A 24303-nucleotide genomic window follows, 5' to 3' on the forward strand; every position below is an offset into this window, starting at 1 on the left:
CGCATAGAATCGATCAAGTCCGTGTTCGAACCGAACGATTCGTCTTCAGGAGTACGCCCGTGCCCGTTGCCCCCGATCCCTCCACCGCGTTTGCCGAGTTCGCGCATCCCGACCGGTTGGTCTCGACGGAATGGCTCTCGGCGAATCTCGGCGCGCCGGGTCTCAAGGTCGTCGAATCCGATGAAGACGTGTTGTTGTACGACGTCGGCCACATCCCCGGTGCCGTCAAGATCGACTGGCATCTCGACCTCAACGATCCGGTCACCCGCGACTACATCGACGGCGCAAAGTTCGCGGAGTTGATGAACCGCAAGGGCATCAGCCGCGACGACACCGTGGTCATCTACGGCGACAAGAGCAACTGGTGGGCCGCGTACGCACTGTGGGTCTTCACCCTGTTCGGCCACGAGGACGTCCGCCTGCTCGACGGTGGCCGCGACGCGTGGATCGCCGAGAACCGCGACACCGCTTTCGACGTTCCCGAAATCACGTCGACCGATTACCCGGTCGTCGAGCGCAACGACGCTCCCATTCGCGCATTCAAGGACGACGTTCTCGCACACTTGGGCGACGGGCCGCTCATCGACGTGCGATCTCCGCAGGAGTACACCGGCGAGCGCACCCACATGCCCGACTACCCCGAAGAGGGTGCGTTGCGCGGCGGACACATCCCCAGCGCTCTCAGCATTCCCTGGGCGAAGGCAGCGGCCCCGGACAGCCGCTTCCGCACCCGCGCGGAACTCGGCGAGATCTACGGCGACCTGTCGGCCGACGACGACATCGTCGCGTACTGCCGCATCGGTGAGCGTTCCAGTCACACCTGGTTCGTGTTGACCCACCTTCTCGGCTACCCGAACGTTCGCAACTACGACGGTTCATGGACCGAGTGGGGCAATGCCGTGCGCGTCCCGATCGTCCAGGGCGAAGAGCCCGGCGCCGTTCCTTCCTCCGTATCGGCGTCATGAGCGCTCTACCTTCAGCTCTGGCCGAGATCGTCGAAGACTTCGCAGCCGTCGGAGCCTCGGACAAGCTCACCCTTCTCCTCGAGTTCAGCCGAGAACTGCCGCCGTTGCCGGCGGAGCTCGAACAGAGCGCGATGGAGCCGGTCCCCGAATGCCAGTCGCCGCTGTTCCTCTCGGTCGACGATTCGGACCGCGACAACGTTCGCCTGTACTTCAGCGCTCCCCCCGAGGCTCCCACCACGCGTGGTTTCGCATCGATCCTCGCGCAGGGGCTCGACGGTCACAGCGCCGACGAGATCCTCGGTGTACCCGACGACTTCTATTCGGCACTCGGTCTCGCAGAAGCTGTGAGCCCGCTCCGTCTGCGGGGAATGTCGGCCATGCTCGCGCGCATCAAGCGGCACTTGCGGGGCTGAAAACATGGAGTTCACCGAACTGGCCGACTATGCGATTCCGGCCGGCGCACTCGTCGAATGGTTGCCGTGCGCAACCGGGCCCTGGGTTCCGGATCCGCGGCCCGTCTCCTACATTCACGAGGCACATCTCAACCGTTCCGCTGCCGGCGCAGGCGACAAGTCTTGGCTGGGAACAGCTTTCGAGATTTCCGGCCCGCTCGACGTCGATGCCTTCCGAGTTGCACTCGGCCGGTGGATCGACCGTCATGAAGTTCTGCGCTCGCATACCGTCCTCGAACCCTCGAGCGGCGAGATCACCCGGCACACCGTCCCGATCGGCGGCATCGACATCGGGGTCGTCAGCCACGGCTACGACGCGTCCAGCCAGGACAACTTCGATCACCTTCACCGCCTGTTCGACGACTACGCGTCGCCGCACAGCTGGCCGTCGTACGTCTTCGCGACGTTGACGCCGCGCGGTGGCGACGGTCCGTTCACCGTGTTCTTCGCAGCGGACCATTCGATCATCGACGGTTTTTCCATCGTCCTCGTCGCTCACGAGATCGCAGCGCTGTACCGCGAGGCGGCGACCGGCAGTGCGGCGAATCTGTTCCCCGTGGGCAGCTACGTCGATTTCGGTGCCGTCGAACGCGAGCAGATGGCCGATATGGAGGCCGAAAAGGCTGCGGTCGAGATCTGGCGCGGCGCGCTCGGAAGTGACGGGTTACCTCAGTTCCCGCTACCGATCGGTGAACGTGGAAACGAATCTCAGAACGGCTTGTCGACCTGGCTTCTCGACGCTGACCAGTCCAAGGCCTTCAGTTCTACGTGCGCAGCCTCTGGCGTGGGGTACTTCGCCGGACTACTCGGCGGCCTTGCCGCTGTCGGTCGTGAAGTCGCGGCAGCCGATCGATTCGAGGTCGTGACTCCGGTTCACACCCGTAGCGCCCAGGAATGGGCGGGTGCGCTGGGCTGGTTCGTCGGACTGTGCCCGGTCGAGTTCGTGGTCGGATCGGACTGTTCGTTCGGCGACCTCGCGAAGCGCGCCGCCGACTCGATCGCTTCGGTCAAGCCTGCCGCCGCTGTCCCGTTCGATCGGATCGGCGAACACCTCGGAACGCCCATCCGACCGCGATTCGTGGTGTCCTACATGGACGTTCGCTTTGTACCCGAGGCCGCACAGTGGCCCGAATGGAACGCCAGAGCACTCCGAAGCAAGGCATACACACACGACGTCTACATCTGGATCAACCGCACACCCCAGGGCCTCAACCTCGCAGTCAGGTACCCAGGCAACGAGACGGCGAATGCCGCGGTCCACGCCTACGTGGCCGCACTGCGCCGGACCGTCGAAGAAATCGTCACCGAACCGGACACCGGCACCTCCGACAGCTACTCATCGGTAGTTTTCGAAACCGTTTCCTAAGCCGGAGTGGGCTTTAGCGATCCGGTTACAACCAGCGCCGAAGCGATGCATACACTCCGAAGTGATGCCAATCCCCCGATGGTGAAATCCCAGAGGAATACACCGCGGAGACAGACTATGCGAACCACAGGAGGCTCAGTGCCCAGTCATGCCAGCGCGCACATTACGAAGGTGCTTGTCGCGAACCGCGGTGAAATCGCGGTACGGGTCATCCGGGCGGCCAAGGATGCCGGCTACGGCAGCGTTGCCGTTTACGCCGAGCCCGATGCAGAAGCGCAGTTCGTGAAGCTCGCAGACGAGGCATTCGCCCTCGGTGGACAGACGTCCGCCGAGTCCTACCTCGTGTTCGACAAGATCCTCGACGCAGCCAAGAAGTCCGGCGCCGACGCCATCCACCCCGGCTACGGTTTCCTCTCCGAGAACGCCGACTTCGCCCAGGCCGTCATCGACGCGAACCTGATCTGGATCGGTCCCTCGCCGCAGTCCATCCGCGACCTCGGCGACAAGGTCACCGCTCGCCACATCGCGGAGCGTGCGAAGGCACCGATGGCGGCCGGCACCAAGGATCCCGTCAAGGGCGCCGACGAGGTCGTCGCATTCGCCAAGGAATACGGCGTACCGGTTGCGATCAAAGCTGCCTTCGGCGGCGGTGGACGCGGCATGAAGGTCGCGCAGACCATCGAGGAAATCCCCGAACTGTTCGAGTCGGCAACCCGTGAGGCCATCGCAGCCTTCGGTCGCGGCGAGTGCTTCGTCGAGCAGTACCTCGACAAGGCCCGCCACGTCGAAGCTCAGGTCATCGCCGACCAGCACGGCAACGTCGTCGTCGCCGGTACCCGCGACTGCTCGCTGCAGCGTCGCTTCCAGAAGCTCGTCGAAGAGGCTCCGGCCCCCTTCCTGACGGACGACCAGCGCGCACGCATCCACGCGTCCGCGAAGGCCATCTGCAAGGAAGCCGGTTACTACGGCGCCGGAACGGTCGAGTACCTGGTTCAGGGCGACACCATCTCCTTCCTCGAGGTCAACACCCGCCTGCAGGTCGAGCACCCCGTCACGGAAGAGACCGCGGGCATCGACCTCGTGCGTCAGCAGTTCCTCATCGCCAACGGCGAAGAACTCTCCATCAAGGAAGATCCCACCCCGCGTGGACACTCCTTCGAGTTCCGCATCAACGGTGAAGACGCCGGACGCGGCTTCATGCCTGCCCCCGGCCCGGTCTCCGTCTACCGCGAGCCCACGGGCCCCGGCGTTCGCGTCGATTCCGGTGTTGTCGCCGGCGACGTCATCGGCGGACAGTTCGACTCCATGCTCGCCAAACTCATCGTCACCGGAGCGACCCGCGAAGAAGCCCTCCAGCGGGCATCGCGCGCCCTGGCCGAGTTCGAGATCGACGGCCTCGCGACCGTCCTCCCGTTCCACCGCCACATCGTCGAGAACCCGGCATTCGTCGGTGACGGCGAGAAGTTCGACATCTACACCAAGTGGATCGAAACCGACTGGGAAAACACCATCGAGCCTTACGCCGGTTCCGGTGCCCCGACCGACGACGAGGACGAGGCTCTGCCGCGTCAGAACGTCGTCGTCGAGGTCGGTGGACGTCGCGTCGAGGTTTCCCTCCCGGGCCAGTTCTCGCTCGGCAACGGCGGCGGCGCTGCCTCCGGTGCGATCCGCAAGAAGCCGAAGGCTCGCAAGCGCGGCGGCGCCGGCGGAGGTGCAGCATCGGGTGACGCTGTCACCGCTCCGATGCAGGGCACCGTCGTCAAGGTCGCAGTGACCGAAGGCCAGGAAGTCGCCGAAGGCGATCTGATCGCGGTTCTCGAAGCGATGAAGATGGAGAACCCCGTCAACGCGCACAAGGCCGGTGTCGTCACCGGACTGTCCGTCGAGCCGGGTGCAGCAATCACGCAGGGAACGGTTCTCGCTGAACTGAAGTAGGGCCTCCGGCCCCGTGCGCCTTTCCGGTAGTCCCCACTATCGGAAAGGCGCACAGTCGTTTGAGTAGGCTGTAACGATGGCTGACGTCCCCGACATTCGCATCGGCACTGCAGAACGCGAGCAGGCACTCGATCTCCTGAGCGAGCACTTCGCTGCAGGGCGCCTCACCGTCACGGAATTCGACGAGAGAAGCGGAATCGTCAGTGCCGCAACAACTCGCAGTGAACTCGTGCCAGTGTTCGCCGATCTACCGGGCAACTATCAAGCCCCCGGCACCGCTCCCCTGTCGATGGTGACGCCTCCCGACGCACCGGCGGAGCGAAGGTTCAACCCCGACTGGTCCGGACGGATCATGGCCGTCATTCCGATTCTCGCGGTGATCCTGTTCTTCGTCACCGGTACCTGGTTGTGGTTCCTCGCCATTCCCCTTGCCGGTGCGCTGCTGTTCGGCACCGACAGGGAACGCAAAGCCAAGCGCCGCCGCGAGCGGGACTCCGACTGATGGAGCCGATCGAGATCAACGCAGGTGGCTGGTATCTGCGGGCGTTGCGCGCAGACGAGCGTGTGGACGACCGCCCAGCGCTTGCCGACGGCGGTATCACCGACCCCGAGTACGTGAGTCAGCGGAGCGTTCAGTGGCATGAAAACAGCGTCTACTCCTGGGCCGTGTGCCAACCCAACACCGGTGAGCTCCTCGCCGAGGTCGTTCTGACGCCTCTCGACTCCACTGCCCTGCTCACCGGCTGGGCCCGCGACGGGCACACCGAGGCACTCGCGACAGCTGCCGAGGCCGTCACGAGATTCGCCGAAGGTGCACTCGGACTCGTTGTCGTCGAGGGGCAGACGAATTGAAGAACAACCGATACTGGCCGCTGGCGATAGCCGTGGTCATTGCTCTGATCATGCTGTTCTCTCCGGGCTCCGCTGTTCCGTCGAGCCCGGAGAACACCGACAAGATCACCCACACGTTGATGTTCGCGGTGTTGGCGATCACCTCGCTGCACGCCCGGATCCCGGCGTGGTTCACGGCGGTGTGGTTGGTGATCTTCGCCGCGACATCCGAGGTTCTTCAAGCAGCGCTGCCCATTTCGCGTTCGGGTTCGATCTGGGACGGCACCGCCGACCTGCTCGGCATTGCCATCGGAATCGGTATCGTCAGCCTCGTGATGCGGCGTCGAAGCGCCCGCGACGACGAGCCGAGCAGGTCCTGATCAGCTGAGCAGGTTGCTCCGCAATTGGTCCTGAGTCGACGCGTCGATCTTCAAGCCGTCGGTGAAGTACGCCTCGATCGATCCGTGGACCTGCGCAAGCTCTGCCATCGACGCCTCCAGGTACTCGCGCCTGACACCGAGGACACCTTCGAGCAGGGTCGGATCGATTCCCTTGGCCTCGAATCGCTCGAGGAGCGGCGCGAACATCGGCAACAGCACCTTGTTGGTTTCGAGGTAGTCCGCGAAGACCGCGTCCTCGGAGGCACCCAGGAACAGCAGTAACGCGGCCGCTGCCCAACCCGTGCGATCCTTGCCCGTGGTGCAGTGAACGAGTGCCGGCGAACTGGACGGCTGCGCCAAGTCGACGAACAGTTGCCGGTACGACGTGACTGCACTCGGCAAGGTCACGAAATCGCGGTAACTTCCCTGGAAGTATTCGAGTGCCTGGCCGCTACCCAACGCTTCGGCAGCGAATGCCGGGTCGGCGATCATCTGCTGCATCTGAGCTGGAATGGCGCGATACTGCTTGTCCGCCAACACGTCCAGGCCGAGTTCCCGGATACCGTCCGGCGTCAGGTCCGGCGCCGTCTCACGTTCGGATTCGGTGCGCAGATCGTAGATCGTGACGATTCCCAGATCGGCGAGGGTCTGTGCGCCCTCCGCACTGAGCGATGCCAGATCGGTGGAACGGAACACGCTCCCGGTGCGGACGGTGCCACCGAAGCTCGATTCGGGGCCGCCGATGTCTCGGAGGTTCGCCAGTGACGGTACGACGGAAGACAACTTGGGAGTATCGGTCATACCTAAGAATGTATCTGTCACCGGAAAAGGGCGGCCGGAGAAATAAGATCGAGACACATCATCTCCCGTAATTGCTGCGCTACAGATCCGTAACATGCTCAAGTAATCCTGTGGACATGCCTACAACGAATTCCAGTGGTCTCGGAGCCTTCGATGCGCTCGGTGACCACCAGGCAGTCGCGGCCCTGCTCGAGTGTTGCCATTCCGCCATGTGGGCAGAGCAAATCGCCACGTCGCGCCCCTTCGCCGATCTGAAGGCTCTGTTCGACACGGCAGATGCAGTGCTGGCCGAGCTTCCCGAGTCCGAGATCGACGACGCACTGTCCGGCCACCCACGAATCGGCGACCGAAGCGAGAGCGCGTCCTCGACCCGGGAACAGTCAGGCGTTTCGTCCGAGACAGAAGACGTACTCGCGGAACTTCGGCAGAAGAACGCCGAGTACGAGGACAAATTCGGCCATGTTTACCTGGTCTGCGCGTCGGGGAAATCTGGAACGGAGCTCCTCGACATCCTTCGAGGTCGTCTCCGAAACGACCCGGCGACCGAGCGTTCCGTACTTCGAACCGAATTGGCCGCCATCAATCGGATCAGACTTGCCCGTCTGATCGATTCACTCGCCGGAGGCGCAGCATGAGCAAGACCCTGAGCACACACGTTCTCGACGCGACGACGGGCAATCCCGCGGCGGGGATTCGCGTCGAACTTCGTGATCGAGGCGGCGCCACGATCACCACTGCCGAGACCGATTCCGACGGCCGCATCCCCGAACTTGCTCCGGGCGGCCTGACCGCCGGTCACTACACCCTGACTTTCGACACCGGAACGTATTTCGAGACCAACGGACAAGAGAACTTCTACCCGGAAGTGACAGTGACCTTCCGGGTGGACGACACCGCACGGGGCTATCACGTCCCATTGTTGCTGTCGCCCTTTGCTTATTCCACCTATCGCGGGAGCTGAACACGTGACTACCGACAACATCACAACCGGCAACATCACAACCGGCAACATGACGACCGGCAGTACGAACACCGACCGGTTGAGCGGATCCATCGAACTCTCGGGCCACCAGTACGGCAAAGCGGAAAATCGGGTAGTCCGAATCTATCGCGACACTCCTCGTCACGAGATCCACGACATCAACGTCTCCACCTGCCTGCGTGGAGATTTCGCCGACGCGTACCTCACCGGCGATCAGTCGAAGGTTCTGCCGACCGACACGCAGAAACAAACGGCCTATTCCTACGCCAAGGAAAAGGGTCTGATCTCGATCGAGACGTACGGACTCGAACTCGCTCGTCATTTCGTCGACGACATCGAACCGGTCAGTGGCGCGCGGATCGAGATCGAGGAATATGCCTGGGAGCGTGCGGTTGTCGACGGCAGCGAGCACGACTACACCTGGATCCGGAAGGGTCAGGAAGTTCGAACGGCGTCGATCACCATCTCCGATACCGGGACATGGGTGATCGGTGGCTTGAAGGACCTGGTGATCCTCAAATCGACCGGTAGTGAGTTCTCGGGTTTTCTCGAAGACCCGTACACCGTTCTCGAGCCGACCGACGACCGGGTCATGGCAACGACGTTGGTCGCCCAGTGGCGATTCGTCACCACCGACGTCGATTGGGAATCGGTCTACGTGGGCATCAAGGCACAGATCGTCAAACAGTTCGCACAGGTACATTCACTTGCCCTGCAGCAGACGCTCTTCCACATCGGTAAGGCAATTCTCGAGGAATTCCCGATCATTGCGGAGGTTCGACTCTCGGCACCCAACAAGCATCATTTCGAATATGCACTCGGCCGCTTCGGTGTGGAGAACGACAACGAGGTGTTCCACGCTGCGGATCGTCCCTACGGGCTGATCCAAGCTGCGGTCAGCCGATCCGACGCGCCGGACGCGGGACCGTCGTGGACCACCTATGCCGGTTGGTTGTCGTGACCGAATCAGCCCCAGGGGCAACACTCGTCGTCGCAGGCGCCCATGTGGTCACGATGGACGGTGACCGCTCCGAGTACTCCGACGGCTATGTGGTGATCTCTGGCAACAAGATCGTCGACGTCGGCGCGGGAAAGCCACCCGAATACCCGGGTGCGCAAGTGATCGACGGGAGCGGTTGCCTGATCACGCCGGGTCTGGTCAACACACATCATCATCTCTACCAATGGATCACCCGAGGCCTGGCTGCGGATTCGACGCTTTTCGAGTGGCTGACCACCCTGTACCCCGTCTGGGCGGGTATCGACGCCGACGCCGTACACGTGGCGGCCACGGGCGGGCTCACCTGGTTGGCAAAGACCGGGTGCACGACCACCACCGACCACCACTACGTCGTTCCCCGCGATGCCGGGGACGTTTTCGAGGCCGAGATCAATGCTGCCGCACAGGTCGGTCTCCGATTCCATCCGTGCCGTGGGTCGATGGATCTCGGCCAGAGTTCCGGCGGCCTACCACCGGATCACGTCGTGGAGAACCTCGATGACATCCTGACCGGAACGCGGGCCGTCATCGATCGCTGGCACGACCCGAGTCCCGGATCGATGCTGCAGATCGCGGTGGCACCCTGCTCACCCTTCTCGGTGACGGAGTCGTTACTCCGCGAGTCCGCGACGCTGGCGCGTGAAGCCGGTGTCAGGATGCACACGCATCTGGCCGAGACGTTGGACGAGGAAAGCTTCTGCAAAGAGCTTTTCGGTTGCACACCTGTCGAATACATGGAACGCGTCGGCTGGGTGGGCCCGGACGTCTGGTACGCACACGCAGTCCATCTCGACGACGCCGGTATCGAGACGATGGCCCGAACCGGAACTGCGGCGGCGCACTGCCCGACCTCCAATGCGCGACTGGGAGCCGGTATTGCCCGTGCCGTGGATCTGGTGAACGGCGGGGTCACCGTGGGCCTCGGTGTGGACGGCGCGGCGAGCAACGAAGCGTGCAGCCTGATCGAGGAGTCGCGTCACGCACTTCTGTTCGCTCGTGCCAAGGGCGGCCCGCAGGCGATGACCGTGCGAAAAGCATTGGAACTTGGCACTGTCGGCGGCGCACGAGTTCTGGGCCGCGACACCGAGATCGGATCGATCGAGGTCGGGAAGCTTGCCGACCTGGCGGTGTGGAAGCTCGACACCGTCGCCCATGCCGGCATCACCGATCCGGTGGCGGCGCTCGTACTCGGCTCGACTCCCCCGTTGAAGTTACTGCTCGTGAACGGTCGAATCGTCATTGCCGACGGCCGAGTCACCACCGTCGACGAGGATGTCGTGGCCTCGGATGTCGCACGAGCACACCGCGACCTCCTCGGAAAGGCGTGACAGCGCGATGGATCTGCACAGTGTCGACGAAGTACTGGTGCCGCGGAGCCGAGCCGAGATCCCCTGCGCATCACCCGGAATCGGGTTCATCGGCGGTGGCACCTGGCTGTATTCGGAACCGCAGCCACACCTGACCACGCTCGTCGACCTGTCGGGTCTCGATTGGGAAGCCGTCGAGGTCAGCGATCACGGTATCGAGATCGCGGCCACCTGCACGATCGAGGAACTGTGCCGCGCCGAACTGCCCGCGTCGTGGACCGCCGCTCCGCTCTTCCGCCAGTGCGCCGATGCATTGCTCGCATCGTGGAAAGTGCTGCGATACGCGACAGTCGGCGGCAACATCGCACTGTCCTTCCCGGCCGGCGCCATGACGACGCTGTGCACTGCCCTCGATGCCGATCTGACGAACTGGCGCCCGGACGGAACCGAATACTCGTTACCCGTAGTCGAATTCGTCATCGACGATTCTCGCAACATTCTCGGCCCCGGCGAGATCATCCGCAGTATCCGGATTCCCACACATGCACTGACCGCACGCACCGCGATGCGGAAACTGGCGCAGACGTCGCTCGGGCGCTCGGCCGTCGCAGTGGCCGGCCGGTGCGGCGTCGACGGTTTCACACTGGCGGTCACCGCTGCCACCCGACGTCCGTACGCTCTGAAATTCGACAAGCTCCCCGACACCGCTGCACTCGCGAATGCGTTGCGCAACAGGATTCCGGAAGACGCCTACTTCACCGATGTTCATGGAACTGCGCCATGGCGGCAGGCGATGGCTGCGCTCCTCGCCGAAGAAATCCGAGGTGAACTGGAATGAAGTACTCGGTGGACGGAGTTCCCCGCGACGACCAACCCCGCCCTGGGCAGTGCCTGAGAACCCTCCTCCGCGAGCATGGAACGAACTCCGTCAAGAAGGGGTGCGACGCCGGGGACTGTGGGGCGTGCTCGGTGCTCGTGGACGGGCACCCGACCCACTCGTGCATCTTTCCAGCCCATCGCGTCGACGGACGCGAGATCGTCACCGCCGCCGGTCTCGGTACACCTGAGAGTCTGCATCCCACTCAACAGGCCTTCGTGGATGCGGGCGGTTTCCAATGCGGTTTCTGCACAGCAGGAATGGTGGTCACGGCATCGGCACTGTCTCCGGAGCAGAAGACCGATCTCGCCTGCCCGATGAAGGGCAACCTGTGCCGCTGCACTGGGTACAGATCGATTCGTGACGCCCTGGCGGGTACTGCGAACACGGAGACGGCCGCGTTGGGCTCGGCCCAAGGCCGTTCGATCGCCGCGCCGGCTTCCACTCGAATCGTCACGGGTACCGAGCAGTTCACGATGGACTTCGCCCCGGGCGAGATGCCGAACGGCTTGCTTCACACCGCGGTGCTCGGGAGTCCGCACGCACACGCGCACATCACCGGGATCGACACGCTGGCAGCCGAAGCGGCGCCAGGCGTCGTGACGGTACTCACCTTCCGTGACAGTCCGGACGTGTTGTTCTCGACTGCTCGGCACGAGGACCGCAACGACGATCCCGACGACACACGGGTGTTCGATCGCACTCTCCGTTTCCGCGGCCAACGCGTCGCCGCGGTCATCGCCGAAACCCCTGAGCAGGCTTGGCGTGCCCTCGCCCTGATCGAGGTGGATTACGAGGTCGTCGACGCGGTTTTCGAACCCGACCGTGCGCGCTCCCCCGGCGCTCCGCTCCTGCACGGTGACAAGGACGAGAGTTCCCGGATCGCCGCGGCCTCCCGCAATGTGGTTGCAGCACTTCACGATGGTGTCGGTGACCTGGATCGCGCGCTGCAGGATGCGGCTGCCGTCGTCGAGGGCACGTGGCGAACCGCACGGGTCCAGCACGTGGCATTGGAAACCCACGGCGCAGTGGGATGGCTCGACGAGGATGACCGCCTCGTCATCAGAAGTAGCACGCAGGTGCCGTTCCTGGTTCGCGACGAGTTGGCCCACATCTTCGACCTCGACCGCAGCCGCATCCGCGTGTTCGCCAAGCGGGTGGGCGGAGGTTTCGGCGGGAAGCAGGAACTACTCACCGAGGATCTGGTCGCACTGGCCGTCCTGCGAACCGGCAGACCCGTGACCTACGAGTTCAGTCGAAGCGATCAGTTCACCCTCGCACCGTCGCGGCACCCGATGCGGGTCTCGGTACGTGCCGGCGCCGACGCCGACGGCACCCTCACCGCGCTCGCCATCGACGTCCTTTCCGACGCCGGGGCGTACGGGAACCATTCGATCGGAGTCATGTTCCACGGTTGCGCCGAATCCATGGCGGTCTATCGCGCTGCGACAAAACGCGTGGATGCCGAGGCGGTTTACACGAACAACGTTCCGTCCGGGGCCTTCCGTGGTTATGGACTCGGTCAGATCATCTTCGCCGTCGAGTCGGCCATGGATCAGCTCGCGGAGCGTCTCGGCATGGACCCCTTCGATTTTCGGCGGCGCAACGTCGTCCTGCCTGGAGACGACTTCGTCGACTGGCACGTCGAAGACGGCGATCTCGAGTTCGGCAGCTACGGGCTGGACCAGTGCATCGACCTCGTCGACGGTGCGCTCTCGAGCGGACGCGGAGAACAGGCACCGACCGGGTCCCGTTGGAAGACCGGCCAGGGCATGGCGATTGCGATGATCGCGACGATTCCGCCGCGCGGTCACTTCTCCGACACCTCGGTCTCACTCGAGGTCGACGGTCGGTACGTCGTGAACATCGGGACTGCCGAGTTCGGCAACGGAACCACCACGGTTCATCAACAGATCGCTGCCACGGAATTGCGGACGACAGTGGATCGCATCAGGATTGTTCAATCCGACACCGACGCCGGTGGATACGACACCGGAGCGTTCGGGTCGACGGGAACGGTAGTTGCCGGAAAGGCTCTCCTGATCGCCTGCGAACGCCTCCGTGAGCGGATACTGACCCGCGCTGTACGAGTGAGCGGGCACGGAGCGCAGGTCCGCGATCTTTCGCCGGACGGGGTCGAATCCTCGCTCGGTTGCATCGATTTTCCGACACTGCTCGAAGGCGGCCCGCTCACCGCGGACGGCCGTCACGACGGAACGCCCCGCTCGGTCTCCTTCAACGTCCACGGTTTTCGCGTCGCCGTCGACACGTACACCGGCCGGGTGAAGATTCTGCAGTCCGTTCAGGCCGCCGACGCCGGAACCGTCATGAACCCGGCCCAGCTCCGAGGGCAAGTGGAAGGCGGTGTGGGACAAGCCCTGGGTGCTGCACTGTCGGAGGAGATCGTCATCGAGGAAGGCCGGGTGATCAATCCGCAGCTGCGCAATTACCACGTTCCACAGATCGGGGATCTGCCGATCACCGAAGTACTGTTTGCCGACACGTACGACAAGCTGGGGCCTTTCGGCGCAAAATCGATGAGTGAAGCACCCTTCAATCCGGTGGCACCGGCGTTGGCAAACGCAATCGCGAATGCATGTGGAGTTCGGATGTACTCCACTCCGATGACACCGGACCGGGTGTGGGGCGAGCTGCAGAGACCCTAAGTCTCGCGAGCAAGTACGCGCTCGACTGCATCGACTGCGTCGTCCAGCTCTCCGGTCGTCACGGTCAGCGCGGGCCGGAATCGGATTCCCCTCTTCCCGGTGGGCAGAATCATCACGTGCTCGTCTTCTCGTAGTCGCTGCACGACGCGATCGCGAAGGTCGCTGTCTGCCAACGTGATCGCGCACATCAGCCCACGACCTCGTGGCTCGGTCGCCGCCGCGTACTGTTCGCAGACTTCGGTCAACCGGGCAAGGAGATGCGCACCCGTGAATCGCGCCCGGTCGATCAGTCGGTCCTGCTCGATGACTTCGAGTATTCGCCGGGCACGAACCATGTCAGTGAGGTTGCCACCCCACGTCGAATTGATCCGGGAACTGACGTGAAACACGTTGTCGCGCACCTCATCCACGCGACCACCAGCCATGATGCCGCACACCTGCGTTTTCTTGCCGAAAGCCACCACATCCGGATGAAGACCCAATTGTTGGTAAGCCCAAGCAGTTCCGGTGATTCCGCACCCGGTTTGCACCTCGTCGAGAATGAAGAGGGCGTCGTTTTCGTGGCACAACTCCTGCATCGCCTGCAGAAATTCCGGCCTGAGGTGATGGTCACCGCCCTCACCCTGGATCGGTTCTGCGATGAAACATGCGATGTCGCCGGGGTTGTCGGCAAACGCTTGGCGCGCTTGCCCCAGAGCTTGCCTCTCCGCCGCTTCGACATCGCGGCCGTCGGCGAGATACGGTGAACCGATTCGTGGCCAGTCGAACTTGGGGAATCTCGCGACCTTGCCCGGTTCGGTGTTGGTGAGTGACATCGTGTAACCACTGCGGCCGTGAAAAGCCTCGCTCAGATGCAGGACCTTCGTCCCCAGATCTCCTGACAATCCACGACTTTCGTTCAACCGACTCTTCCAGTCGAAGGCAACCTTGAGCGCATTTTCCACCGCAAGGGCGCCGCCGTCGACGAAGAACAAGTGTGGGAGTGCCGAATCCCCCAGGACGCGAGCGAAAGCCGCAACGAAGCGCGCCATGGGTTCGGTGTAGATGTCGGAATTACTCGGCTTGTTGGAGGCCACGACGGCCAACTCCTGCTGGAACTCCTCGTCGCCTGTGATCGCCGGGTGATTCATCCCCAGGGCGGAAGAGCCGAAGAAACCGAACATGTCCAGATACTCGGTTCCGTCCCGCAGGTCGCGGAGATAGGAACCCCTCGACCCTTCGACGTCGAGAATCAGATCGAATCCGTCGACGAGGATGCTGGCTTTCAACACCTCGTAGACCGGAAAGAGCGCACTGTCACCGAAGTCTCGCATCGCAGTACTCATACGCGAAGATTATGTCAATTTTACGAAAGTGTCGATAGAAGACCGTAAAAGTTACTGAACACCCGTCATTCGTCGTAAAAAGTTTGTAGGATGATGGTGCTTCGTGTGTTGACGTTGGCTGCCGTACGGATCTCCTGCAGCAATCGCTCCAACGCCCGAGGTGACGCCACCCGGACCAGGAGGACGTAGCTTTCACTCCCGGCTACCGAGTGACACGAGACGACCGCCGGCAGATGACGCAAGCGAGCAGGCGCATCGTCGGGCTGCGAAGGATCGAGAGGAGTGATGGCGACAAATGCGGACAAATTGTGACCGAGTGCCTCCGGATCGATCTTCGCCGAGTACCCACGAATCACCTTGCGAGATTCCAAACGACGCACTCTCGACTGGACTGCGGAGATCGAGAGTCCAGCCTTCTCAGCAAGACTCGCGAGAGTGGCACGCCCGTCCAAGACCAATTCACGCATCAAAAGTCGATCGGTTTCGTCGACCGGAACACCGGCAACGTCACTGGTTTCTGTTTCTCGCACCTGCGCAGGCTAACGCAATCGGACATTCGTATGGTTGAAACCTGGGAGCTACGTGCACGGTTCGCTGCGACGCTTGCACGGATGTACGGCGAGGAGGTCCCCGCTTACAACACGCTGGTAGACGTAACGCTGCAGGTGAACCGTAATTTTGCCGCGGCACATCCGGATTCTGCGGAGCGTCTGGGCACTCTCGCGCGGGTCAGCGCCGAGCGTCACGGGGCCATCAGACTGGGCACCCTCGACGAACTGCGTGACGTGGCCATCGTCTTCGGCGGATTCGGTATGTTTCCGGTCGGCTACTACGACCTCCGGCTCACGGACTCCCCTATTCCTGTTGTCTCGACAGCATTTCGCCCGACCGATCCCGCCGAACTCGCCCGGAACCCGTTTCGCGTTTTCACCTCGGTACTGACCATCTCCGATTCCAGGTTCTTCGACACCGACCTCGAGCGTCGGATCACTGCGTTTCTGCGTCGCCGCACCCTGTTCTCTCCCGAACTTCTTCAATGGGCACGGCAATCGAGCCGCGAGGGCGGCCTGCCAGAGCCCGAGGCGACACACTTCGTCGACGCGGCGACCTCCGCGTTTCGGCTCGGCACCGATCCCATCGACGCGGCCTGGTACCGCGAACTCGCCGCGATCTCACCGGTCGCTGCAGACATTGCGGGGCAGGGCTCGACACATGTCAATCACCTCACCCCGCGGGTACTCGACATCGACGAGTTGTACCGCCGCATGACCGAGCGCGGCATCACCATGATCGACCGCATCCAAGGCCCGCCGAGATGGAGTGGACCGCCACTGCTTCTGCGGCAGACGTCGTTTCGCGCATTGGCCGAAGACAGGCGCTTCCGCCGGCCGGACGGATCGATCACCACAGAACCGGTCCGCGTCAGATTCGGTGAGGTGGAGGCCCGCGGAATCGCGTTGACCCGCAGCGGTCGAGAGATCTACGACCGACTGATCGCCAGGCCGGAGGATGCACACTGGGACAGCGAATTTCCGCACTCCGAGGACGGACTCGATGCGGCGGGGTTGGCCTACTTCACGTACCGAAACGAAGGGTCGACGCTCGTCCGCGATCCCATCGTCTACGAGGACTTCCTACCGGCCTCCGCGGCCGGCATCTTCGCATCCAATCTCGATTCGGTGACCGGATTCGTTTCCGATGCGCCCGGCGCCGAATACGGGCAGGATCGATTGGAGGGCGCCATCGACCACACCATCGAAGATCCGTTCGAGCTGTACCACGCACAACAAGAGGCGTCACGTGCCGCGCTTTCTCCCGCCTACAACCACTCCCGCCCACAACAACAGAGGACTCCCCAGTGAACCTGCCTGATTCTTCGAGCCTCGCCGATCGCGCCGAAAGCGCCCTTGCCGCGTGCGGTGTCGAGTGGCCCGCCGGCGACCTGAGCGCACATACCCCGATCACCGGTACGCAACTGCGTACCGTTCGGCAGCACTCCGGTAGAGAAGTCGACGACGCCGTCGACGCGGCGCATCGCGCGTTCCTCACCTGGCGCACCGTCCCCGCTCCGGCACGCGGCGCGGTCGTGCGCCGGCTGGGCAGCCTACTGACCGAGCACAAGGAGGACCTCGCGGAGATCGTGACCCTCGAAGCAGGCAAGGTCACCTCGGAGGCTCTCGGCGAGGTACAGGAGATGATCGACATCTGCGAGTTCGCCGTCGGTCTCTCCCGGCAGCTCTACGGACGCACCATGCCGTCCGAGCGTCCCGGACACCGGTTGACGGAAACGTGGCACCCTCTCGGCGTTGTCGGGGTCATCTCCGCGTTCAACTTTCCCGTCGCGGTGTGGTCGTGGAATACCGCCATCGCTCTCGTGTGCGGTGACGCCGTCGTCTGGAAGCCTTCGGAGACCACGCCGCTGACTGCGCTGGCATGTGACGCCCTCCTCCGACGCGCCCTCGCCGACTGTGATGCACCGATCGACGTGCACCAGTTGATCATCGGCGGACGCGATGTCGGTGAGGCCTTGGTGGACAACCCACTGGTGGCCTTGGTCAGCGCCACCGGTTCCGTGCGAATGGGCCGCGCTGTGGCTCCGCGGGTCGCCGAACGCTTCGGGCGAAGCCTCCTCGAGTTGGGTGGCAACAACGCCGCAGTCGTCACACCGTCGGCAGATCTCGAGCTTGCCGTACGCGGAATCGTGTTCTCCGCCGCCGGAACTGCGGGGCAGCGGTGCACCTCACTTCGTCGGCTCATCGCGCACGAGTCGATCGCCGATCACGTCGTCGAGCGCGTTGCGGCCGCGTACGCACAGCTCGAGGTCGGCAGTCCCTTCGATTCCGGTGTTCTGGTCGGGCCGCTGATCAACGAGGCTGCGTTCGAAGCGATGCAGAAGTCCCTCTCGGCCGCGCGCGCCGACGGCGGCACCGTGGTGTGCGGCGGCGACCGCGTCGGCGAATCCGGGTTCTACGTGACGCCCGCTCTCGTTCGTATGCCCGCACAGACCGAGGTGGTGCGGGCGGAGACGTTTGCACCCATCCTCTACGTCTTGACATACACCGATTTCGACGACGCCATCACGCTACACAACGGTGTACCTCAGGGACTTTCATCCTCGATCTTCACACTCGATCAGCGTGAAGCCGAGCGTTTTCTCGCCGCCGACGGCTCCGATTGCGGTATCGCGAACGTGAACATCGGAACGTCGGGTGCGGAGATCGGCGGCGCTTTCGGCGGGGAGAAGGAGACCGGTGGCGGTCGCGAGTCGGGTTCGGATTCGTGGAAGGCCTACATGCGCCGAGCCACCAATACCGTCAACTACTCGGACCAACTGCCGCTGGCTCAAGGCGTCGAGTTCGGTTGAACACCAGCTGGGTGAAATCGGTGATCGCGTCGATCAGCTCCGAGAGCGCCGACAACTGCGGTGCGTGATCGGTGTCCAGGCTGACCACCTGGGCGCCGGGGACGAGTCTTTGCATGGCACGTTGAGCCTCGATCGGCACGGTTCGATCCAGGGTGCACTCGACATAGCGCCTCGGCACGGTTCCGAACCGCTCTTCGGTCCAGACCGGGGCCATCAGGCGGGCGGACTCCAATTGTGGGGCCAGCATGCGCGCTGCACCGATCGCATCGGCGACCGGCGCTTCGTGGAAGAACACGGCGGCACCGGCTTCCGGCGGAACTGCCGTTGCGTCGCCGTCGCCGACGGGGACCAGCCAACGCGAGATTCCGACCGGACTTGCCAAACCGACTTCTGCACAGAGCATTCCGAAATCCATCTGCGACGGCAGCATCATCCCTGCGACGTACACGAGACCCGTTACTTGCGAAGGTATCCGCTCGGCCACCTGTGAGGCCACGATGCCGCCGCCCGAGTGGCCGACCAGGACTGCCGGACCGTCCAGTGACTCGACCACTGCCACAACATGTTCGGTAACAGCGGCAAGATCGATCACGTCGTCGGGGTTCCAACTCCCCGTGCCGGGAAGCTCCACCACGACAGGATCGAAACCGGCAGTCTTCAAAGGGCCACACACACGATCCCAGACCCAACCACCTGCCCAGGCGCCGTGTATCAAGACGATGTTCCGAGCGCTCACTGCTTGACCTCGAACTCTGCCGCCGCAAGCACCCGAGCCGCCTCACGAACTGCGGCGGTATTGGACCTTCCCTGCCGCGACCCGGCCAGTTTGGCCTTGATGTGATCGCGAACGGTGATGGGTTCGTATTCCAAGCCCGAGTCGTCCTGAAAACTCGGCAGAGTCGCAATGACCGCGTCGACGTTTCCGTCGTGAAAAAAGGCCGCGGATCGCCGACGCTTGATGGTGCCGTTCACCACCGGCGGCGCGACCCGGTGCAGAGTGGACATCCACCGATCGTTGGTCAGTCGGGCGGTGAGATCCCCGAGGTTGACCAACAGCGCATCGTCTTCCGGCCAGACGTCGTGCCAGCGTCGGTCGCTCCCGAGCACTTGCAAACCCTCGACCTGATCCGCCCACAACACGGTGACCAGCCCGAAATCGGTGTGTTCCCCCATTCCCTTCAACTCGCCGTCCAATGTCACCGTCCCCTGCGGCAATGCGTAGTTGTTCATCCGCAGTACGTCGATGGAATGGTCGGTGATCGACTCGAAGAATCCCGGGGCCAGACCCAGCGCATCTTCGAATATTGTGGTCAGTGTGTGTGCCACACGCACGCCGTGGGCGTAGTAGTCCTCTACGCGCTCCCTGAATCCGCGAACAGCGGGCCACAGGTTGATTCCGTAATCCTCCTCCGAAAGTTCGAGTTCGGTAAACGATCGAGCTTCGGTTCCTACGTTGAACGCCTCGAAGAAGTCGTTCATCCGAGTCGCGGATTCGACGCCGAGACTCAGGCTCAGCGACTCGCTCTTGGGCGGGCTGTATCCGCGATTCGCACCTTCGACACGATGACCCGACTTCGTCTCCATCGGCAACCGGAAGAAGTCGTCCATGGCCTCGGCGAGACCGGCGGATACGTCGGCCGGCACGCCGTGGCCCCGAATCTGCATGAAACCTACAGTCCGACAGGCATGGTCGACTTCGGCAGCCACTCGCGCCCTGTCCTCGTCGGCGCCTCCGAGCACGTAAGGCGAGATGTCGACGACGGGAACTTCGAAAATTTCAGACTGTGACGATGGCACTGACGTCTCCTGCAGAGCTGGTAGCGGGTTCAGTTTGTGCAGTGGGGTGGAGGCTCTCGCGTGATCGCCTGGCGAGTTCACCGAGCCTGGTGTGGTTGAACAGTAGATTGAGCGAAAAAGCCGAGGCCGCAGCCAAGGTGATGCCGCTACCGAGGAGGATCTGGGCCGAGGAGGGGAACCGCTCGAACATGCCCTCCGCAAATTCCGGCAAGATACCGATCCCCACGGATACGGCGGCGATCGTGGTGTTGATCGGGTCGCTGAGGTCGACCTTGCGCAATGTATTGATTCCAACCACCGCGACCGTCGAGAACAAGATGATTCCCACGCCGCCGACCACCGGATCGGGAAGGGCGGCAACCACTTCACCCATTCGCGGGATCAGACCGAGGACGATCAGAATGGCGCCGCTGGTAGCGGTCACGTACCGGCTGTACACCCGGGTAGTGGCAACGGCGCCGACATTCTGTGAGAAGACGGTGTCGACAAATGCGTTGAAGATCCCGCCCAGAACTCCCGACATACCGTCCACCACCAGCCCTCGTGCGAGATCTGCTTTCTTCAAAGGCTTTCCGGTGATCTCGCTGACGGCCAGCATGCTGGCCGTCGATTCGGCGAAAACGACTGCCATGACGATACTCATCGCCACCACGGCGGTGACGGGAAACTCCGGAGCACCGAAGTGGAACGGCATCGGGAAGCCCACCCACGCCGAGCCGCCGACGCCGCTCAGATCGATCAGGCCCATCGGGATGGCGATCACGGTACCGATCACCAATGCCATCAGCACACCGAGCTGCGTCCACATCCCTCGGCCGAGGCAGATGAACGCCACCGCGACTACGACGACTGCCGCAGCCAGCGCCAGGTTCTTCGGGTCGGCGAACGACGGGGAGGTGGGGTCGTTACCGACGATCAAGCCTCCTGCGACCCCGATCAACGAGATGCCGATAACGGTGAGGACGACGCCGGTGACCAGGGGCGGGAAGTATCGGACGATCTTGGCGAACGGTACGGCCAAAGCTATGCCGACAACACCACCGACCAGCATGGACCCGTACACGGCCTGCAGGCCGTACTCCTTGGCGATCAGAATCATCGGCGTCAGCCCGGCAAACGTCGCACCGCAGACGATCGGCAGGCGCACACCGGCGACTTTCCCGACGCCCAGGCTCTGGATGATCGTGATGATGCCTGCAACGAGTAAGTCCGCACTGATCAGCATCGCTACCGTGCTGCGGTCCAGTCCTACTGCCGCACCGAAAACCAGCGGAACCGTGATGCAGCCGGTGTACATGATGAGGACGTGCTGAAGAGCAAAAGCAGACTGGCGGGCAAATGGGAGCCGCTGGTCGACAGGATGGATGGCCATGCGCCGATCTCCGTCCGAAGCTGGAAGTGTTTCGTGTACGGGACTATTCAGCACGTCGATAATTTCTTACCGTGGTCGAATTTGTTTCGTCTGTGTAATCAAAACTTTCACCAGAGCACTGCTATCTTCGGCACATGGACGACGACCAGAAGGCGATAGCGACCGCAATCGGGGCTGCCGTGCGGACGGCGCGAAAAGAAGCCGGACTGACGTTGCGCGAGGTTGCCGTGAAGTCGGGCTTGTCGCAGCCCTTCCTGAGCCAGACCGAAAACGGCCACGCAGTACCCAGTGTCATGAACCTTCATCGCCTCGCGCAATCGCTCGGCACCACGGCGCACGCACTCTTGGCACAGGGTGAGCGAACTCCGTCCAGCCTCGTCCGCGCCGGTGAGGGGCGAACCTTCGAACTGGCACACGATTCGGTGATTCGATTCTGCTCCACCGGCTCACGGACCATGGAACCCAACGAGATCACGGCAGCACCTCATTCCGAGGCAGGTGAGCACACAGAGCACGCCGGCGAAGAGTTCATTCATGTTCTCGAAGGATCTGTCGAGGTCGAGGTGGGACTGGACGAGCATCACGTTCTTCACGTCGGCGACACCCTCCTCTACACCTCGACCATCCCGCACCGGTGGTTCAATCGCACCGATGCGGTCGCAAGATTCCTCATCGTGAGCTCACCTCCCTCGTTCTAGATGCGCGGCTGTAGTTCCACACCACAACCCACGCTCACGGCTTACCCTGACAGCGTGACCATGTGGCCGGAACTTGCGCGCGAAATCGCCGACACCGTTCTGTTTCCCGTCGCCGACAGCGTCGACGCCGACGGAGAAATCCCCAGCAGCCATTTCGACGCGCTCGCCGCCGACGGCTTCTACGGCATCGCAGCCCTCGGTGACGGTGGCCCCACCAGCGAAGAACTGGTCGACGTCCTCGAAACCTTGTGCGGCGGTTGCCTCGCGACGACGTTCACCTGGATGCAGCATCACGGCGTCGTCGGAGCCCTGGCAGCCAGTCCCAATATGTCTCTGCGCGAACAATACTGGGATGGCCTCGTTTCCGGAACGATTCGCGGCGGAGTTGCGTATGCCGGCGCCATCCCCCGCCCGCCGCTCCTGTGGGCAAAGCGGGTGAACGACGGCTACGTCCTCGACGGAATCGCACCCTTCGTCACCGGTTGGGGCATCGTCGATGTTCTCCTGGTGTCGGCGCGGGACGAGTTCGACAATTCCATCGTTCATTCCGTTGTACCGGTTGGCGAAGCGCCGGGGCTGACGATCGAGGAGCTTCCCCTGATCGCGGCGCGCGGGAGCAACACCGTCCGAATCGTGTTCGACGCTTTCGAAATCCCCGATACCGACGTCTGTTCCGTCGTCAGCGACGAACAATTCCAGAGCACCCAGCTACCCGGCCTGTGGCTCAACGGCGCGATGGCCATGGGCATCACCCGCCGCGCTGTTACCGAACTTGCGGATCTCGGCGTCGACGCCGGCGCTTTCGAAGAACAAGCCGCCACGGCGCGCGCGGATCTCGATGCAGCACTGCGCGCCGGCGGCGACATTTCGGCTGCACGCGCTCGCGCATCGGAACTTGCAATACGAGCGTCGGCCGCACTCGTGACTGCGACCGGAAGCCGCGCCCTGGTCGGCAGCAACACCCCCGAGCGGCTCATGCGTGAAGCCACCTTCACTCTGGTCGCGGCTGGTCGACCGGAGATCAAAACTGCTCTCGTGGAACGACTCAGCGGATACTGAGTATGCACGGTCGTGCTCGATTACGCTGGGGATCATGACCAGTGGAGAACCAGTACTCATCCCGGCCGGAACCGTGTTCACGCCGGAGAACCTGACGTTCTATGCCGATCGCGACTCCCGCAGTCTCGACGACGCCGTCGCCGAAGCCGACCTTCTTGTCAGTTGCCCACACTCGGGTTCCGCGATTCCAGCAGAACTCTCACGTTTTCTCGCACCCGAGTTCACCCAGCGCCTGCAGTTCGACTTCACCGACATGTCCACCAGTCCCATCGTGCGCCGCTGGGCCGAAATCGATTCGCGCATCGTGTACGTGGAGAACCCGCACCCCCGCATGATTCGTGATCCCAACCGTGCAAAGCCCGAGAACCTGGAGGCGTCACTACGCGAAGCCTTCGCCCGCGTGCACAAGGCCGGAGCGGGAAACAAGGCGGACCTCACCGGTGTCGACGCAGTTCGCCCTGTCACCTTCTCGTTCTACCCACTACTGCTCGAGCCGACCGACGACGCGGGCTGGAAGAACCTCGCCGAAACCTTCACCGAGACAGCCGAACACGGTTTGGGCGTCTACGAGAGAACTCGCGACGCACTGATCGAAACCATGGTCGAGAAGAGCTTCGAACTCGGCCGTTCGTTCACGACGTTGTCGTTCCACGACACGATGAATCACACCACTCGCCGCGACGGCGCCGTCAATGTCGAACGGCCGGAAGCAGATCGACTCCCCGACGTCGTCGCACTCTCCAATCGTGGCGATCACGACGGTAATCGACGCGCAGACAATCCCGTTACGATGGATCCGGAGCTCATTCGCACACTCGCAGTCTCACATCGCAAGGGATTTCAGGTCGACGATCCGGACGCGGTGGCGCTCAATCAGCCGTACCTCGGCAGTTTCGAAATCATCGCTGCCGGAGCCAGATTCGCCGAATTGAATACACGCGCAGCCGAGGCGGGAATCACGTTGAGTGCGGTACAGGCCGAATTCAAACGAGAATTCCTGCTGGGAGACGAACTGGCTGCCTACATCATGGAACCCGGCGTCGACTGGCCTACACCCGACGCCGAACGGGTGGACCAGCTCGCCCACGCGTGCAAGGCGAGCTGGGACCACTACCGCAACAGCTGA

General features: G+C 63.1%; 24 protein-coding genes. 18 read left to right on the top strand and 6 right to left on the bottom strand.

Translation table 11 applies throughout. From position 1 onward, the window contains the following. Window positions 1-59: 59 nt before the first annotated feature. The 7 genes from ACWF6P_RS13125 to ACWF6P_RS13155 all read left to right on the top strand — a co-directional run bounded on the left by ACWF6P_RS13125 (window position 60) and on the right by ACWF6P_RS13155 (window position 5929). Window positions 60-965, top strand: coding sequence for a sulfurtransferase (locus ACWF6P_RS13125; protein WP_452621272.1), 906 nt, complete (start codon window positions 60-62; stop codon window positions 963-965). After that, window positions 962-1378, top strand: coding sequence for a SufE family protein (locus ACWF6P_RS13130; protein WP_317553297.1), 417 nt, complete (start codon window positions 962-964; stop codon window positions 1376-1378). Before ACWF6P_RS13125 ends, ACWF6P_RS13130 begins: the two co-directional genes overlap by 4 nt. A gap of 4 nt (window positions 1379-1382) precedes the next feature. Next, window positions 1383-2783, top strand: coding sequence for a condensation domain-containing protein (locus tag ACWF6P_RS13135; RefSeq protein ID WP_378447648.1), 1401 nt, complete (start codon window positions 1383-1385; stop codon window positions 2781-2783). A gap of 138 nt (window positions 2784-2921) precedes the next feature. Further along, window positions 2922-4718 carry an acetyl/propionyl/methylcrotonyl-CoA carboxylase subunit alpha gene (locus tag ACWF6P_RS13140; protein ID WP_452621273.1) on the top strand — a complete coding sequence of 599 codons (1797 nt, stop codon included), beginning with the start codon at window positions 2922-2924 and terminating at the stop codon, window positions 4716-4718. 76 nt (window positions 4719-4794) lie between these two features. Beyond that, window positions 4795-5220, top strand: a complete 426-nt coding sequence (locus ACWF6P_RS13145) for a DUF1707 SHOCT-like domain-containing protein (protein WP_452621274.1) — start codon at window positions 4795-4797, stop codon at window positions 5218-5220. After that, complete coding sequence (locus ACWF6P_RS13150) at window positions 5220-5570, top strand: hypothetical protein (protein ID WP_378447650.1); 351 nt, start codon at window positions 5220-5222, stop codon at window positions 5568-5570. The genes ACWF6P_RS13145 and ACWF6P_RS13150 overlap by 1 nt, the downstream gene beginning before the upstream one ends. Next, the gene (locus ACWF6P_RS13155) at window positions 5567-5929 is read left to right on the top strand and encodes a VanZ family protein (RefSeq protein WP_452621275.1); all 363 of its coding nucleotides are present in this window, start codon (window positions 5567-5569) and stop codon (window positions 5927-5929) included. The genes ACWF6P_RS13150 and ACWF6P_RS13155 overlap by 4 nt, the downstream gene beginning before the upstream one ends. Here the strand turns inward: ACWF6P_RS13155 and ACWF6P_RS13160 are convergent, their stop codons facing one another. After that, window positions 5930-6730, bottom strand: a complete 801-nt coding sequence (locus ACWF6P_RS13160) for a tyrosine-protein phosphatase (RefSeq protein ID WP_452621276.1) — start codon at window positions 6728-6730, stop codon at window positions 5930-5932. 116 nt (window positions 6731-6846) lie between these two features. Here ACWF6P_RS13160 and uraD point away from each other — a divergent pair, with 116 nt between their 5' ends. The 6 genes from uraD to ACWF6P_RS13190 are packed head-to-tail and all read left to right on the top strand — an operon-like array spanning window position 6847 to window position 13562. Beyond that, window positions 6847-7365 carry a 2-oxo-4-hydroxy-4-carboxy-5-ureidoimidazoline decarboxylase gene (gene uraD, locus ACWF6P_RS13165; RefSeq protein WP_452621277.1) on the top strand — a complete coding sequence of 173 codons (519 nt, stop codon included), beginning with the start codon at window positions 6847-6849 and terminating at the stop codon, window positions 7363-7365. Next, window positions 7362-7691, top strand: coding sequence for a hydroxyisourate hydrolase (uraH, locus tag ACWF6P_RS13170; protein WP_452621278.1), 330 nt, complete (start codon window positions 7362-7364; stop codon window positions 7689-7691). Before uraD ends, uraH begins: the two co-directional genes overlap by 4 nt. Window positions 7692-7740: 49 nt before the next feature. After that, window positions 7741-8673, top strand: coding sequence for a factor-independent urate hydroxylase (gene pucL, locus ACWF6P_RS13175; protein WP_378534573.1), 933 nt, complete (start codon window positions 7741-7743; stop codon window positions 8671-8673). 53 nt (window positions 8674-8726) lie between these two features. Then, window positions 8727-10040 carry an 8-oxoguanine deaminase gene (locus ACWF6P_RS13180; protein WP_452621430.1) on the top strand — a complete coding sequence of 438 codons (1314 nt, stop codon included), beginning with the start codon at window positions 8727-8729 and terminating at the stop codon, window positions 10038-10040. Between the two features lie 7 nt (window positions 10041-10047). Beyond that, the gene (locus tag ACWF6P_RS13185; RefSeq protein ID WP_452621279.1) at window positions 10048-10857 is read left to right on the top strand and encodes an FAD binding domain-containing protein; all 810 of its coding nucleotides are present in this window, start codon (window positions 10048-10050) and stop codon (window positions 10855-10857) included. Next, window positions 10854-13562, top strand: coding sequence for a molybdopterin-dependent oxidoreductase (locus ACWF6P_RS13190; protein WP_452621280.1), 2709 nt, complete (start codon window positions 10854-10856; stop codon window positions 13560-13562). Before ACWF6P_RS13185 ends, ACWF6P_RS13190 begins: the two co-directional genes overlap by 4 nt. Here the strand turns inward: ACWF6P_RS13190 and lat are convergent. Together lat and ACWF6P_RS13200 are read right to left on the bottom strand one after the other, a co-directional pair. Continuing rightward, on the bottom strand, window positions 13559-14887 hold the full coding sequence (gene lat / locus ACWF6P_RS13195; protein WP_452621281.1) for an L-lysine 6-transaminase: 1329 nt from the start codon (window positions 14885-14887) through the stop codon (window positions 13559-13561). The genes ACWF6P_RS13190 and lat overlap by 4 nt on opposite strands. Window positions 14888-14952: 65 nt before the next feature. Further along, window positions 14953-15417 (bottom strand): Lrp/AsnC family transcriptional regulator, encoded by a 465-nt coding sequence (locus tag ACWF6P_RS13200; RefSeq protein WP_003940830.1) that lies wholly within the window; start codon window positions 15415-15417, stop codon window positions 14953-14955. Window positions 15418-15447: 30 nt separating this feature from the next. On the opposite strand from ACWF6P_RS13200, the gene hglS reads away from it, so the two are divergent. Together hglS and amaB are read left to right on the top strand one after the other, a co-directional pair. Further along, entirely contained in the window at window positions 15448-16749 is a 1302-nt protein-coding gene (hglS, locus tag ACWF6P_RS13205; RefSeq protein WP_452621282.1) for a 2-oxoadipate dioxygenase/decarboxylase, read from the top strand. After that, window positions 16746-18251, top strand: coding sequence for an L-piperidine-6-carboxylate dehydrogenase (gene amaB, locus ACWF6P_RS13210; protein WP_452621283.1), 1506 nt, complete (start codon window positions 16746-16748; stop codon window positions 18249-18251). The genes hglS and amaB overlap by 4 nt, the downstream gene beginning before the upstream one ends. On the opposite strand, the gene ACWF6P_RS13215 is transcribed toward amaB, so the two are convergent. From ACWF6P_RS13215 to ACWF6P_RS13225, 3 genes are read right to left on the bottom strand one after another with little or no spacing between them, the layout of a single operon-like run. Then, window positions 18202-18987 carry an alpha/beta fold hydrolase gene (locus tag ACWF6P_RS13215; protein WP_452621284.1) on the bottom strand — a complete coding sequence of 262 codons (786 nt, stop codon included), beginning with the start codon at window positions 18985-18987 and terminating at the stop codon, window positions 18202-18204. The genes amaB and ACWF6P_RS13215 overlap by 50 nt on opposite strands. Continuing rightward, window positions 18984-20048 carry an isopenicillin N synthase family dioxygenase gene (locus tag ACWF6P_RS13220; protein ID WP_452621285.1) on the bottom strand — a complete coding sequence of 355 codons (1065 nt, stop codon included), beginning with the start codon at window positions 20046-20048 and terminating at the stop codon, window positions 18984-18986. The genes ACWF6P_RS13215 and ACWF6P_RS13220 overlap by 4 nt, the downstream gene beginning before the upstream one ends. Further along, window positions 20029-21420: a uracil-xanthine permease family protein gene (locus ACWF6P_RS13225; RefSeq protein WP_452621286.1), complete on the bottom strand. Its 1392-nt coding sequence runs from the start codon at window positions 21418-21420 to the stop codon at window positions 20029-20031. Before ACWF6P_RS13225 ends, ACWF6P_RS13220 begins: the two co-directional genes overlap by 20 nt. Before the next feature lie 134 nt (window positions 21421-21554). Between ACWF6P_RS13225 and ACWF6P_RS13230 the strand changes: the two genes are divergently transcribed. From ACWF6P_RS13230 to ACWF6P_RS13240, 3 genes are read left to right on the top strand one after another with little or no spacing between them, the layout of a single operon-like run. Then, complete coding sequence (locus ACWF6P_RS13230; protein ID WP_007727247.1) at window positions 21555-22118, top strand: helix-turn-helix domain-containing protein; 564 nt, start codon at window positions 21555-21557, stop codon at window positions 22116-22118. A gap of 60 nt (window positions 22119-22178) precedes the next feature. Further along, window positions 22179-23177 carry an acyl-CoA dehydrogenase family protein gene (locus ACWF6P_RS13235; protein WP_452621431.1) on the top strand — a complete coding sequence of 333 codons (999 nt, stop codon included), beginning with the start codon at window positions 22179-22181 and terminating at the stop codon, window positions 23175-23177. Between the two features lie 34 nt (window positions 23178-23211). After that, on the top strand, window positions 23212-24303 hold the full coding sequence (locus ACWF6P_RS13240; protein WP_452621287.1) for an N-formylglutamate amidohydrolase: 1092 nt from the start codon (window positions 23212-23214) through the stop codon (window positions 24301-24303).

This window comes from Rhodococcus sp. NPDC055024, from assembly GCF_053608585.1.